The following is a 12,810-nucleotide window of genomic DNA, read 5'->3' as shown; positions in this document are numbered from 1 at the left end:
AAGCTCATCGATCGCCGCGTGCGAACCCACCGTAGCGACATCAACGCGATCTGTCATCCCTCGGTGGGGGTCGCTTGGCCATGTGGAGGCCGCAGCGGCCGCGCGCAGGCAGGCGGGCAGCGCGCGATGCGGACGGCCGCTACCGTGACGACCATGGCCAGGATTCCACGGTGGACCACCATCCTCGCCGTTGCCGTGGTCGCCTCTGCCGCCGGTACGGCCGTACTCGGCTCGGTCCTCACGGCGGGCCCGGACCGGCCGGACCGGGCCGAGGTCATCGCCGCGCTGAAGCGTGACCCACGCACGGCCGACGTGCCCGACCCGGCGGCCGAGTGCGTGGCGGACTGGTACCTCACTTACGCCCCCGACGACCAACTGGCAGCGCTGCTCCACGGCGCGGACGGTGTTGACGCCACCACCGAGGCCAACCTCTCCCCGCAGGCACAGACCGCAATCCTCGAGTGCCTCAAGGAAGCCACATGACTGGTCCGCCTACTGACGGCAGCAAGAATGTCCGGCAACGACGACACAAGACGCCGGGCTCGGCGATGGCTCTACAAGATCCGGGGCGGTTCAAACACGCAGCGGACTGGCACCGGCGGCTTGTCGAGGCGCGGCCAGCCCGAGCGGCTTGAACGCGCAGGGCGGGACTTGACCGCCGGATACGTGGCACAGCTGTGGTCGCGCTTCGCCAGGACACTCGGCGCGCCGGAATCAAGATCGCCGGAGCCAGTCTCTGGTGGTGCCGCTGCCGCACGGCACGCGCTACCTCCGGCCTTCAACGACAGGTGTCCGTACGGTGGCACGTCACGATTGCGGATGCATCTCACCACGACCCATGCGAAGCCGAGGCGCCCTCAGCCGCAGGTCTGGCGGATGAGCAGGCCGCCGAGCAGGGTGGCGATCATGAACAGGCCGGTGGTGGCGAGCAGCTCCTGGCTGCCGGCGGTGTGGCATGCGGCTCCGTGCCGGTACGCGGGGTCGCCGGCGACGAGGGTGAGCACGTCGAGGATGTTGCCGCCGAGGACTGCGGCGACGCGGCCGGTCAGGTCGGGCACCGGTGGCGAACCCACCGATGGGTGGCGAAAATGCCCCTCGTGTTTGCCGGCCCCGGGTGGGTGGGATGTGCGCGGCGGCTACGGTTGATGCTCCGGAGGGTCCGCTGGAGGAGGCGTCGAACAGGCCGTGGGTGGCTATGGCGTGCAGGTCACGCTCGTGTTCGTGTTGGTGTTGGTGAACGCGGTGTTCGCGGGCAGCGAGATGGCGCTGGTGTCGCTGCGGGAAAGCCAGCTACAGCGCCTGGAGCGGACCTCCCGGGGCGGGCGGGTGCTGGCGAAGTTGGCGCGGGACCCGAATCGCTTCCTGGCCACGATTCAGATCGGCATCACCCTGGCGGGTTTCCTGGCGTCGGCCGCGGCGGCGGTGTCCCTGGCCCAGCCGCTCGTGGGCCCCTTGGGGTTTTTCGGTGGCGCGGCGGAGCCGGTGTCCATCGTCGTGGTGACCGTCCTGCTGACGTTCGTCACGCTGGTGCTGGGTGAGCTGGCACCGAAGCGGATCGCCATGCAGCGCGCCGAAGGTTGGGCGCTGCTCGTCGCCCGCCCCCTCGATGCGTTGTCGGCGTTCTCCCGGCCGGCGGTCTGGCTGCTGAGCAAGGCCAGCGACGCGGTCGTACGCCTGAGCGGCGGTGACCCCCGCGCGCGGCGGGAGGAGGTCACCACCGAGGAGTTGCGGGACATGGTCGCCGCGCAGCGCAACCTCACTCCCGAACACCGGATGATCATTTCTGGCGCCTTCGAGGTCGCCGAACGGATTTTGCGGGAGATCCTCGTCCCGCGTCGCGAGGTGGTCACCCTCTCCGCGTCGCTGACGGCACCGCAGGCGCTGCGCGAGCTGGGTAAGTCGGGACAGACCCGAGCCCCGGTCGTGGGTCGCGGCGGCCTGGACGACACCGTCGGGGTGGTGCACCTGCGGGACCTGCTCGACCAGGAAGGCCCGGTCGCCCAGTACGCCAGCCCGGCGGTGTATCTGCCGGAGACGTTGAAGGTGACCGAGGCGATCCGGGAAATGCGTGCCCAGCGGCAGCAGTTCGCCCTCGTCGTGGACGAGCGGGGCTCCATCGACGGGATCGTGACGATGGAGGACCTGGTCGAGGAAATCGTCGGGGAGATCTACGACGAGACCGACCGGGACGTGCAGGCCGTCGTACGAGAGCCGGACGGGGCGCTGCTGCTGCCCGGCGGCTTCCCGCTGCACGACCTGACCGACATCGGCATCGACCTCGACGAGGACACACTCGAGACCGGGGACTACACGACCGTGGCGGGCCTGGTCCTGGCCTACCTCGGCCACATCCCGAAGACGCCCGGCGAGGTGATCGAACTACCCGGCCTGACGGCCGAGGTGGCGGAGGTGACCGGGCGGGCCATCACCCGGGTACGCCTGCGCGCCACACCGACGCCCGGCAACAGGCATGAGGCCGGCGAGGACGAGACGAGTTCCTAAACCCTTCCCGACGGTAACCTAACGAATACATTCAGCTACTTCTCAGGCGGTGTTGGTAGCTTCCCGGCGCGGCGACTTCCATTATGGACGTCGTTGATCTCGTTGCGGCATAACGGTTTCGCGTGGAAGTTCCATCGGATCCGGGTGTCGCGCGTTCGGTGTGCGTCGAGAGAGAGGTTCGTGGTGTTCAAGAAGATGCTGGGCGCGTTCGGGGTCGGCGGCCCCAGCGTCGATACCGTCCTGTCGAATCCGAGCACCCGCCCGGGGCTGATGCTGGGTGGGCAGATGAACCTCACCGGCGGAAGCCACGATGTGGAGATCGACCACATCACCGTCGGGCTGGTCACCCGGGTGGAGGTCGACGGCGCGGAGGAGGACTACGACGCGCTCGTCGAGTTCCACCGTGTTCAGGTCGCGGGTGGCCTGCATCTGCGCGAGGGCCAGCAGTTGTCGCTGCCGTTGCAGGTGGAGATGCCGTGGGAGACCCCGGTGACCGACCTGTACGGGCAGCACCTGCACGGGATGACCATGGGCCTGCGCACCGAGGTGGCGATCCGCGGCGCGGTCGACAAGGGCGACCTCGACCCGGTTTACGTGCACCCGCTGCCGGTGCAGGAGCGCATCCTGGATGCCTTCGGCAGGCTCGGCTTCCCGTTCAAGGGCGCCGACCTGGAGCGCGGGCACATCTCAGGGCTGCACCAGAGCCTGCCGTTCTACCAGGAGATCGAGTACTACGCCGCCCCGCAGTACGCCCACACTGTCAACGAGGTCGAGTTGACCTTCGTCGCCAACGAGCACGGCGTCGACGTCGTGCTGGAGTTCGACAAGCGCGGCGGCCTGTTCACCGGCGGCCACGACTCCTTCGGCCGCTACCACGCCGCGCACGCCGACGCCGACCGCGTCGACTGGGCCGCGCAGGTCGACGGCTGGGTCCGTCAGGCCCTCGACGGATACCAGCGCCTGCACGCCGGCCACGGCTACGCCCCGCCCGCCCAGGGCTACGGCACCCCCGGCTACCCGCCCCCGCCCCCGCCGCCCGGCTACGGGCAACCCGCCTACGGCGCTCCCGGTTACGGCCACGCCGGGTACGGCCACCCCGGCGGGCACTACAAGGAGGAGCACCACGAGCGGCACGGCGGCCCCGGCATGGGCGCCGTCGCCGCCGGGGTGGTCGGCGGCGCCGCACTCGGCTTCGCCGGCGGCATGGTCGCCGAGGAGGTCTTCGACTCCTTCGGTGACGACGAGGGCGGCGACGAAGAGGCGTGAACCGATCGGGATCCACAGTGGATCCCTGCACTCGCTCCATGATCTAATTCGGCAGGTTTGTCCATGACCGGTCGGATTGCCCGATCGGGACTTCGAAGGAGTGTGCATGCCCGTCACCGCCGACCTCACCAAGCTGGTCGACAAGGCCTACCAGGACAAGACCCTCACCGAGATCGTCGACGCCCCGGTGTCCGCCCTCGCCGGGGTTAGCGACGGCGACGCCAAGCTGCTCAAGGACGCCTTCAACGTCACCACCGTCGGCGACCTCGGCCGCAACCCGTACTTCCGCACCGCCAACGCCCTGGTCGCCCTCGCCGGGGGCAAGTAGCTCCCTCGCGGCGTGGTGCCGGGCTTCCGGCGCCACGCCGCACGCTGTGGTGTGCGCTACCGGCCCGGCCACCGGACGGGTGGGAGGGTCAGCGGGCCGCGGCAGGGGTTCGGAGCAGCCGCTCGACCACGTCGGTCAAGGTGGCCACCGCCGGTCCGTTCGGGGTGGTGACCACCACGAGGTGGTGGCGGGTGGTCCGCATGATGGCCAGGGCCTCGTAGGCGAGCGTCGAGCCGTCGAGCACGAGGACGTTGCGCATCACCTCGCCGGCGGTTTGGTTGTCCGGCTGGTCCATCGTGTCGCGGACGTGGACCACGCCGACGGCCGCGCCGTCGCGCAGGACGACTACCCGCAGGTGCCCGGTGTCGCGGGCCACCGTGCGGACCGTCAGCACAGTGTCGTCCGCTCTCACCGCGGTCAGCTCACGTTCCGGGTTGGTGAGGTCGGCCAGGGTGAGTTGGTCGAGGTCGAGGGCATCGGTCAGCTGCGCGGAGTATGACGCGTCGAGCGCGCCGACGTTGGCTGAGTGCTCGACCAGGTGGCGCAGATCGGCGGCGTTCTGGCCGGTGGCGATGGTATCCCGGGGTTCGACGCCGACCCGGCGCAGGCACCAGTTGGCGCTGGCGTTGAGGGCACGCAGCACCGGACGGGTGAACCACATGAAGGCACGCATCGGCATCGCCAGGGCGATGGCGGTTCTCTCCGGGTGGGCGATGGCGTACGACTTGGGGGCCATTTCCCCGATGACCAGGTGCAGGAAGGTCACGACCAGCAACGCCAGTGCGAAACCGGCCGCGTCGGCCGTCCAACCGGGTGCGCCCCAGGACAGGAACAGCGGAGTCAGCGCGTAGTTGACGGCCGGTTTGGTGACCGCGCCGAGCCCGAGCGCGCAGGCGGTGATACCGAGTTGGCAGCCAGCCAGCAGCACGGTCAGCTCGTCGAAGCTGCGCACCGCCGCCCGGGCCGACCGACTGTGCGAGGAACGCGCGTCGAGGCGGTGCCGACGGACCGCCAGCAACGCGAACTCGGCGGCCACGAAGAAGGCGCTGAGCACGATCAGCAGGACGGTGACAGCCACCACCACCCACGGGTTACCCATCAGCGGTTCTCCTCCGTCCGCAGCAGAACCAGCGACGGGACGTGCCGCTCCAACTCCACCACCTCAAGTGCCAGTTTGACCTCGCCGAGGCTGAGCCGAGCCACGGCGCCGGGAGCGGGCAACTCACCGAGCAGTTCGATGACCAGACCGGCGAGGGTCTCGCTGTCCGATTCGGGCAGGTCATGCCCGATGGTGCGCTCGACCTCGTCCAGCGGCAGGGTGCCGACCAGTTCCCAGGTGCCGTCCGCCGCGGCCGGCCGGGCCGGCGACATGGGTGCCGTGGCGTCGTCGTGCTCGTCCTCGATCTCCCCCACCAGTTCCTCGGCAAGGTCCTCCACGGTCACCACGCCGGCCAACCCGCCGTGCTCGTCGAGCACACAGGCGAGCTGGGCCTTCCGCTCGGCCAGGATCTGCACGACCCGGGGCAGTGGCATCGAGGTCGGGACCAGCACCGGCGGCCGCATGATGTCGGCCACCGTGCCGGCACCGCCCCTGTCGACGGCGAGCAGGTCGGCGAGGTGCACCACCCCGATCACGCCGTCGCGGTCGTCGAGCACCGGGTAGCGCGAGTGGCCGCCGGCCATCTTGGTCCACAGTTCCTTGGGGGTCAGGCCGGGCTCCACGACGTCCACCCGGGCCCGCGGGACCATCGCGTGGGCAGCGTCGCGGTCAGGGAAGTCGAGCACCCGGTCGAGCAGCATCCACAGCTCGGCGGGAAGGTCCCCGGAGTCGCGGGAATCGCTGACGATGTGTTCGAGGTCGCGGCGACTGGCGGCGTGCTCCACGTCGTGCACCGGTTCCATGCCGAACAGGCGCAGCAGGGCATTGGAGGACTTGTCGAAGAAGGCGATCAGCCATCCGAACACCCGGAGGTAGATCTGGGTCGATCTGGCCAGCCAGAGGGCCACCGGCTCGGGCCGCGAGATGGCGAGATTCTTGGGGAACAGCTCACCGAACAGCATCTGCACGAAGGTCGAGAGCAGCAGCGCGGCCACCGTACCGATGGCGACGCCGACGCCGGTCGGGACGCCGACCCCGCCGAGGGCGACACCGACCGACTCGCCGATCAACGGTTCGGCGACGTAGCCGACCAGCAGAGCGGTCACGGTAATCCCGAGCTGGGCACCGGACAGCATGAACGAGGTCCGTCGGGTCACGTCCAACGCCCGCCTGGCGGCAAGATCACCCGCCGCGTCGCGGGCCTTGAGCCGCGACCGGTCGACGGCCATGTACGCGAATTCCTGCGCCACGAAGTAACCGGTGGCCGCGGTGATCGCCAACACCACCAGCAGCCCCAGGAGGAGACTCAGCACCCACACGGGGCTACGCACCTGATGCGGGTGAAGCCGGGCGAATCAGGCCCGCAGCGGCGGGCCAATGGTCTCGGACGTTTGCCGTCGCCCATCGGGTCGTACTCCTCCTCGTGCCAGCGGTGGTCGAAGTGTGGCATGGCTTTCTGGTAGCAACCTGACAATTCCGCTCCTGGCCGGCTCCTGGTCCCTTTTCTCGCCAGCCTGGTCACAGAGCCGCAGCCACTTCCCCAACGAGTAGGCGCGTTGAAGTGTCTGCACCTGGTGACCCGATCCCTGGACTCCACCGGGAACGGCCGAACCCGATGGACGATGCGCTGAAGCCCTGATTGTCCGTCGCGGACAACTCGGCAGGGTCGACCCCGCACCGCACGCCCGCATCACGGCGATCACGGCCGCAGCCCGCGTTTACGCTGGTCACCGCCTTGACCGTGAAGTGCGCCCGAAGGGACTCCAACCCCTGATGTCCTGATCCGTAGCGTTTCGGTCAGTCGTTGCCGTAGCCGGCGATGGCCTCGCGGAACGCCTCGCGCTCGCACGCGTCCTGGTCTTTGTCGGCCTGGGCGAACTCGGCGGTGCTGCGTAGGCGATCCGCGGCCGTCCGGGTCCACACGATCTCCACGCAGAGCGGCATCGACGCGGCGGTCTGCCGGTCGTGGATGATGACCGCGATGGTGGTGCCTTCCGGGTGCAGCCGTTGCAGCACCGCCTGACCGTTCTTCGTGTCCAGCGCGCCGGTCGGTTCGCCGGCCAGCACCAGCGCCGGCTCGTTGGCCAGCGCGCGGGCGATCGCCACCCGCTGCCGTTCCCCGCCGGAAAGCTGGTGCGGATGGTGCCCGGAGCGGTGCGACAGGCCGACCCGGTCGATCGCGGCCAGGGCCATCACGCCCTCAGCCCGGAACTGCCGGTGATCCTCCTCGAGTACGCCGGCGCCTCCTCGGCCTGCTCTTCGCCCTGTCCGGCATCGGCCTGAGCGTGCTCACCGGCAACGCCTTCTTCGACGGCATCGCCACCCTGTGCATCGGCGTCCTGCTGGTCGCCCATCGCCGTCATCCTCGCCGTCGAGACCAAGAGCCTGCTCATCGGTGAGGCCGCCCTGCCCGAAGAGGTCACCGCGATCCACACCGAGCTGATCTCCACCCCCGGCGTCGACCGCGTCATCCACCTGCGCACCCTGCACCTCGGCCCGGACGAACTCCTCGTCGCGGCGAAGATCGCCATCGGCACCGCCGACCGGGAGCCGACGTCGCCGCCACCATCGACAACGCCGAGGCCCGCATCCGCCGGGTCCTGCCCACCGCCACAGCGATCTACCTCGAACCCGACATCGACCGGCAGCCGCACCCACCAGGCGCACGGCCTCAACACCTGACCTGCCGACGGTGGTTCAGGCCCGGCGCCGAGGGTACTGACGCCGGTGTAGCGCCACCACGAGACGCGGGAGGCTCCATGGGTATCGACGACAAGATCAGCAACGCCTCCGAAGAGGCCACCGGCAAGCTGAAAGAAGGCGCCGGCCGGGCCACCGACGACGAGCAGCTCGAAGCCGAGGGCCGCGGCGACCAGACCAGCGCCAACGTCAAGCAAGCCGGCGAGAAGATCAAGGACGCCTTCAAGAGCTGACCCGCCCCGCGCAGGGCGCGGCACGGGTGAGACGACAGACGACGGCCACGGCGGCACCTTCCGCCGTGGCCGTCGTCTTTACCGGCGGCAGGCGCGGCCGACGGGCTACCGCTTGGCGCCCGGCATCCCCGTGGCTGACAGGGCGATGTCGCCCCTGCTTCGCGAGCCCACCGGCCGGCGGCAATTGCGTACCCGACCCGCGAGGCACCCGTAGCCGGCCGCGGCGACACCGAGCAGCACCGGTGAACGCGCGTCGTCCGGGATGAACCGGGACGCGGCCACCATGCCGAGCACGTAGGCGAGATTGAACGTCGTGTCGCTGACCGCGAACACCCGCCCCCGGAACGCGTCGGCACACTCGTGCTGCACTCGTGTCCACCACGATAGTGATGCCGTGCCCGGCGACGTTGACGACGAGGACGACGGCCACCAGCAGCAGCGGGTCGAACGGCAACCCGAACACCGGCAACGCCACCGCCACCGCCGCGAGCAGCCCGACCACCCACCGCCACCCCCCGACCCGGCGGGCCACCGCCGGAGTCACCGCCGCCGCCAGCAACACCCCGCCCGCGCCCGCGGCGAAGACCAGACCCAACTGCGCCGGTACGCCGTCGAGATCATCGCCGGCGAACCGGTTGCGGTAAAGCAGCAGCATCGCCAAAGCCAGAACCCCGAACAACAGCCGGAACCCCGCCTGAGCCACCATCGCGTACGCGGCGCCGCGCGCCCGCCCCAGGTGGCGTATCCCGTCGGCCATGCCGCGGACCACCGCAACCGCCTCTCCCGCGAGGCCCGGGCGATGCGGCAGGGAACCGTCAGGACCCAGCTCGAGCCGGGCGAAGGAGAACCGAGCCAGCGCGGCCGACGCCAGGTAGCCGACTGGCGCGAGCAGCGCGATGGCGGCGTAACCGGCGTCGCCAGCCGGGAAGGCGGTCTGCAGCAGAAGCAGGGCGCAGCCCAACCCGAGCGAGTACGCCACCGACCCCGCCGTACCGCCGACCGGCGTTGGCGGTGACCAACCCCTGGCCGGGCACCACATGCGGAGTCGCCGCCGACAGTCCCGACAGCAGCAGCCTGCCCAAACCGATCACCACCAGCGTCGAGACGAAGAACAGCGGCCCTTCCGACCCGAAGAAGATCATCGCGGCGATCGGCAGCACGACACCCGCCCGGACCAGATTGGTCACCACGGTCCCCGTCCGGCGGCTCCACCGGTCCAGCAACACCCCCGCGAACGGCCCCACCAGCGAATACGGCAGCACCAGCACCGCCGCGGCGAACGCGATCGCCGTCGGCGTGGCCTGCCGGTCCGGGTTGAACAACACACTGCCAGCAGGGCGGCCGATGGTTGACGACCCGGTGTCAGCAGCGGCACACACCACCATGAGCGCAGGCGGCGGCGAACCGGCCCTCGACACCGGAGCACACCAGTGCCGCAACCCGCCGCTCTGCCGGCCGAGCGACGGCTCATCCCCCGGGCAGGGCGCGCTGATGGTCGGAAGCTGGCGACTATCGGCTGACGGACCCGTACCAGCCGGCAGACCGGCATCGGTAAAGAGGTGACTCCACGAGGAAGGTGCCGTCATGGCGACGTCAGGTGTGATCTTCAAACGGTGCGGGTGCCGCAACGACAGCGGCCGACGGCTGGAACAGCGCTGCCCGAACCTGGGCGACCGCAACCACGGCACCTGGTACTTCCACTGCTCCGCCCGCAACGCGCTCGGCCGATCCGAACGCGTCCGCCGAGGCGGCTACCCGTCGCAGGCGGCGGCCCGCCGGGCGCGCGACGAGTGGCTGGCCGCGACCGAGGAGCAGCGCACCGCCGGCGGCTGGTCCGTGCAGCGGTGGCTGCGGCACTGGCTGGAGCAGCACACCCGGATCCGGCCGACCACCCGCCTGCACTACACCCGAGACGTCGAACGCGTGCTGATCCCCCACCTCGGCCCGTACCGGCTCGCCGACCTCGACGCCCGACTACTGCGCACCGTCTTCGACCAGATCGCCCGCACCACCAACACCAAAGGACTGCCACAGTCAGCCTCGGCGATGCAGCACCTGCGCACCACCCTGCGCGCCGCGCTCAACCTCGCCGTCAAACACGGCCTGATCGCCGCGAACCCGGCCCGGCACATCACCGTCGTCGGCTACCGCAAACCCCACGCCCAGGTGTGGACCGACGACCGTGTCCACGCCTGGCAGGCCACCGGCGAACACCCCACCGTCGCGGTGTGGACCGCCCCGCAGCTCGGCGCGTTCCTCGACACCGTGGTCGACGACCCGCTGTTCGCGTTCTGGTGGCTCACCGCCCTACGCGGCCTGCGCCGCGGTGAGATGTGCGGACTGCGGTGGACCGAGATCGACCTCGACCGCGGGGTGCTGTACGTCGAACGCAACCGCACCACCGCCGGCTACCAGGTCATCGAAGGCGACCCCAAGACCGCCGCTGGACGCCGCCCGGTCGCCCTCGATAAGCGCACCGTCAAGGTTCTGCGCGACCACCGAGAACGCCAACGAGACCAGCAAGCCCGCCGGAAGGCGGGCGGGAAGACATGGGTCGAGTCCGGTTACGTGTTCGTCCGCAAGGACGGCAGTCCCCTGCACCGGCTATGCCAGCGGTCGGTTTCGGCTTTTGGTCAAACGCGCCGGCATCCCGCCGGTCCGGCTGCACGACCTGCGCCACGGCGCCGCCTCGCTGGCCCACGAAGCCGGCGCTGATCTGAAGACCCTGCAGGACATGCTCGGACACTCCAGCATCGTCATCACCGCCGACACCTACACCAGCGTCCTACCCCACGCCCAACGCCGCTGCGCCGACGCCACCGCCCACCTGGTCCTCGCCGCCGCCCACCGCACCCGCGCCAAGATCCGCAAGAAGGGCCGCCGCAACCGACCCCAGCCGCGATCGGCGGCACATACTCCAGCCCGCAAGGCAACCGCCAAGGAAAAGAAGCCACAGGTCACCAACCCCCGACGGAACCCATCGTCACGGAACGTGATGACACCCGAATGGCGCCCACGTGACACCCACCGTCCAAACAGGTCCAACAACAGAAAAGGCCCGAACCGCGTTCCCGCAGCTCAGAGCCCTTATGATCTTGCGCGCCCGAAGGGACTCGAACCCCTAACCTTCTGATCCGTAGTCCGAACCCACCAGATGCTCTCCACGCTGCGTAACCGGCGCTTCATGTGTGCCGCCGAGTGGTGCTGCGTGCCGAAACAAGCGGCTGAGTACCTGCTGGTCCGGGCGCTACAGCGGATGAAGGGTCAAGATCAGGCGTAAAATGTCGGCGAGCGAGGCGTCCGTTGCCGATTCCGATCAGTTCGTGCCGATCAAGTACCGGACATCCGAGCACCAACGGAGCACCATCACGGCAGGTGACCGTGGCTCGTGCCAGCCGGGGCCGCTCGACCCGTCCGTAGACCAGCGAGGCATGTGCGGCAACGCTCCGGATCCGCGTTCACGTCATCGTCGGAATGATATCGTGATATCATTCGCCCAAGGGAGGTGCTACATGCCCAACATCCTCGTCCGTGATCTCAGTCAAGAAGCCGTGGACCGCATCGACGCCGCCGCCGCCAGCCTCGGGCTGTCCCGCAACGAGTACCTACGCCGCAAGTTCGAGGAGAACATCAGCCCCACTGGCGACCGGACGATCACCGCCGAGGACTGGCAACGATCCGCAGAGGCCTTCGCCGACCTCGCCGACCCTACGGTGATGGAGGCCGCGTGGCGGTGACGAGCTGGCTGATCGACAAGTCCGCGTACATACGCCTCCAACATGGTCAAGCGGCGAACCGCGACGAGTGGAGCGCACGCATCAGCCGAGGACTCGTCCGCCTCTCCACCATCACGCGCCTCGAACTCGGCTACTCGGCGCGCTCCGGAGAAGCAGGACGCCGACAGTTCGCCGCCCCACCGCTGTCACTCATGCCGGTCGAACACCTCACACCCGCAATCGAGGACCGGGCACTGGAAGTGCAGATGCTGCTCGCCGACCGCGGCCAACACCGCGCCCCGTCAATCCCCGACCTACTGATCGCCGCAACCGCCGAAAAGACCGGACTAACCGTCCTGGCCGTCGACAAAGATTTCGACCTCATCGCCACGCTCACCGGCCAGCCGATCGAAACCCTGCCCGGCTGAGCCGCACCCGGAAAGTCAGAGCCAGTGCCGCAAGAACCGGCCCCGACCGCAGACCCACGAGCGCCCCCACCCGGCGAGACCGAACCGGGGGCAGTCCCGGACAGGGCGACGGCGCGGCCGACGCGCAGCGGTTCGGAGGTCGCCCAGTTCTTCGGTACGAGTTCACCGTGCCAGTAGTCTAACGGCGCGGCGGTCGCCCTCCTGCGCCCGGCGCTCGACCGTCGATCGGTCGACCGTGACGAAGGCGAACTCCGCAGCCACGAACAGCGCGTTCGCCGCGATCAGCAGGCCCGCCCCAGCCAGCAGCAGCCACTCGGTCACCGGCACGCCGCCTCTCGGAGCTCGGGCTGGTCGGTACTGGGAGGTTCCGTTCTTGCGTCACATACCGGCCCGGTTAGGCAGGCACCCGATACGTTGCTGTGTGCCCGCCGGGATGCGGTTTATGGTCAGGGTTTGAGGACGACCTTCTCGCAGTTGCCCTGCTTGTTCTTGAAGATCTCGAATCCGCGTTCCGCCTCGTCGAGAGGCAGGGTGTGGG

15 protein-coding genes and 1 pseudogene are annotated in these 12,810 nt (G+C 69.5%); 9 read left to right on the top strand and 7 right to left on the bottom strand.

Translation table 11 applies throughout. The features are described 5' to 3' along the window. Nucleotides 1-153: 153 nt before the first annotated feature. A complete protein-coding gene (locus AB0I71_RS29415; protein ID WP_357590124.1) occupies nt 154-483 on the top strand; it encodes a hypothetical protein in 330 nt (109 codons plus the stop codon). Between the two features lie 374 nt (nt 484-857). Here the strand turns inward: AB0I71_RS29415 and AB0I71_RS29410 are convergent, their stop codons facing one another. Continuing rightward, nucleotides 858-1,058: a hypothetical protein gene (locus tag AB0I71_RS29410; RefSeq protein ID WP_204009004.1), complete on the bottom strand. Its 201-nt coding sequence runs from the start codon at nt 1,056-1,058 to the stop codon at nt 858-860. A 127-nt stretch (nt 1,059-1,185) separates the two neighbouring features. Here AB0I71_RS29410 and AB0I71_RS29405 point away from each other — a divergent pair, with 127 nt between their 5' ends. From AB0I71_RS29405 to AB0I71_RS29395, 3 genes are all read left to right on the top strand, one after another. After that, complete coding sequence (locus AB0I71_RS29405) at nt 1,186-2,502, top strand: hemolysin family protein (RefSeq protein WP_357590122.1); 1,317 nt, start codon at nt 1,186-1,188, stop codon at nt 2,500-2,502. 180 nt (nt 2,503-2,682) lie between these two features. Then, nucleotides 2,683-3,768 carry a sporulation protein gene (locus AB0I71_RS29400; protein ID WP_357590120.1) on the top strand — a complete coding sequence of 362 codons (1,086 nt, stop codon included), beginning with the start codon at nt 2,683-2,685 and terminating at the stop codon, nt 3,766-3,768. Nucleotides 3,769-3,874: 106 nt separating this feature from the next. Continuing rightward, complete coding sequence (locus AB0I71_RS29395; RefSeq protein ID WP_204009011.1) at nt 3,875-4,096, top strand: hypothetical protein; 222 nt, start codon at nt 3,875-3,877, stop codon at nt 4,094-4,096. A gap of 88 nt (nt 4,097-4,184) precedes the next feature. On the opposite strand, the gene AB0I71_RS29390 is transcribed toward AB0I71_RS29395, so the two are convergent. From AB0I71_RS29390 to AB0I71_RS29375, 4 genes and pseudogenes are all read right to left on the bottom strand, one after another. After that, the gene (locus AB0I71_RS29390) at nt 4,185-5,195 is read right to left on the bottom strand and encodes a hemolysin family protein (RefSeq protein ID WP_357590118.1); all 1,011 of its coding nucleotides are present in this window, start codon (nt 5,193-5,195) and stop codon (nt 4,185-4,187) included. Beyond that, nucleotides 5,195-6,508 (bottom strand): hemolysin family protein, encoded by a 1,314-nt coding sequence (locus tag AB0I71_RS29385; RefSeq protein ID WP_239099164.1) that lies wholly within the window; start codon nt 6,506-6,508, stop codon nt 5,195-5,197. The genes AB0I71_RS29390 and AB0I71_RS29385 overlap by 1 nt, the downstream gene beginning before the upstream one ends. A 484-nt stretch (nt 6,509-6,992) precedes the next feature. Further along, a pseudogene (locus tag AB0I71_RS29380) lies at nt 6,993-7,385 on the bottom strand (ATP-binding cassette domain-containing protein); the annotation flags it as partial. Between the two features lie 2 nt (nt 7,386-7,387). Then, nucleotides 7,388-7,849 (bottom strand): hypothetical protein, encoded by a 462-nt coding sequence (locus AB0I71_RS29375; RefSeq protein ID WP_357590115.1) that lies wholly within the window; start codon nt 7,847-7,849, stop codon nt 7,388-7,390. A gap of 105 nt (nt 7,850-7,954) precedes the next feature. On the opposite strand from AB0I71_RS29375, the gene AB0I71_RS29370 reads away from it, so the two are divergent. Next, entirely contained in the window at nt 7,955-8,128 is a 174-nt protein-coding gene (locus AB0I71_RS29370; protein WP_204009015.1) for a CsbD family protein, read from the top strand. Here the strand turns inward: AB0I71_RS29370 and AB0I71_RS29365 are convergent. Continuing rightward, nucleotides 8,118-9,089 carry a hypothetical protein gene (locus AB0I71_RS29365; RefSeq protein ID WP_357590113.1) on the bottom strand — a complete coding sequence of 324 codons (972 nt, stop codon included), beginning with the start codon at nt 9,087-9,089 and terminating at the stop codon, nt 8,118-8,120. The two genes, AB0I71_RS29370 and AB0I71_RS29365, sit on opposite strands and share 11 nt — an antisense overlap. Before the next feature lie 623 nt (nt 9,090-9,712). Here AB0I71_RS29365 and AB0I71_RS29360 point away from each other — a divergent pair. From AB0I71_RS29360 to AB0I71_RS29345, 4 genes are all read left to right on the top strand, one after another. Next, nucleotides 9,713-10,843, top strand: coding sequence for a site-specific integrase (locus AB0I71_RS29360; protein WP_357590111.1), 1,131 nt, complete (start codon nt 9,713-9,715; stop codon nt 10,841-10,843). After that, nucleotides 10,758-11,261, top strand: a complete 504-nt coding sequence (locus AB0I71_RS29355; RefSeq protein ID WP_357590109.1) for a tyrosine-type recombinase/integrase — start codon at nt 10,758-10,760, stop codon at nt 11,259-11,261. The genes AB0I71_RS29360 and AB0I71_RS29355 overlap by 86 nt, the downstream gene beginning before the upstream one ends. 379 nt (nt 11,262-11,640) lie before the next feature. Next, the gene (locus AB0I71_RS29350) at nt 11,641-11,865 is read left to right on the top strand and encodes a hypothetical protein (protein WP_282236437.1); all 225 of its coding nucleotides are present in this window, start codon (nt 11,641-11,643) and stop codon (nt 11,863-11,865) included. Continuing rightward, nucleotides 11,856-12,272, top strand: coding sequence for a PIN domain nuclease (locus AB0I71_RS29345; RefSeq protein WP_357590107.1), 417 nt, complete (start codon nt 11,856-11,858; stop codon nt 12,270-12,272). Before AB0I71_RS29350 ends, AB0I71_RS29345 begins: the two co-directional genes overlap by 10 nt. Nucleotides 12,273-12,434: 162 nt before the next feature. Here the strand turns inward: AB0I71_RS29345 and AB0I71_RS29340 are convergent, their stop codons facing one another. Next, nucleotides 12,435-12,593, bottom strand: a complete 159-nt coding sequence (locus AB0I71_RS29340; protein ID WP_357590105.1) for a CNNM domain-containing protein — start codon at nt 12,591-12,593, stop codon at nt 12,435-12,437. Nucleotides 12,594-12,810 lie beyond the last annotated feature (217 nt).

The sequence above is a fragment of the Micromonospora sp. NPDC049891 genome (assembly GCF_040660295.1).
Lineage (GTDB): Bacteria > Actinomycetota > Actinomycetes > Mycobacteriales > Micromonosporaceae > Micromonospora.
The sequence above is the reverse complement of the archived record's forward strand: the minus strand, read 5'-3'. Positions and strand labels throughout refer to the sequence as shown.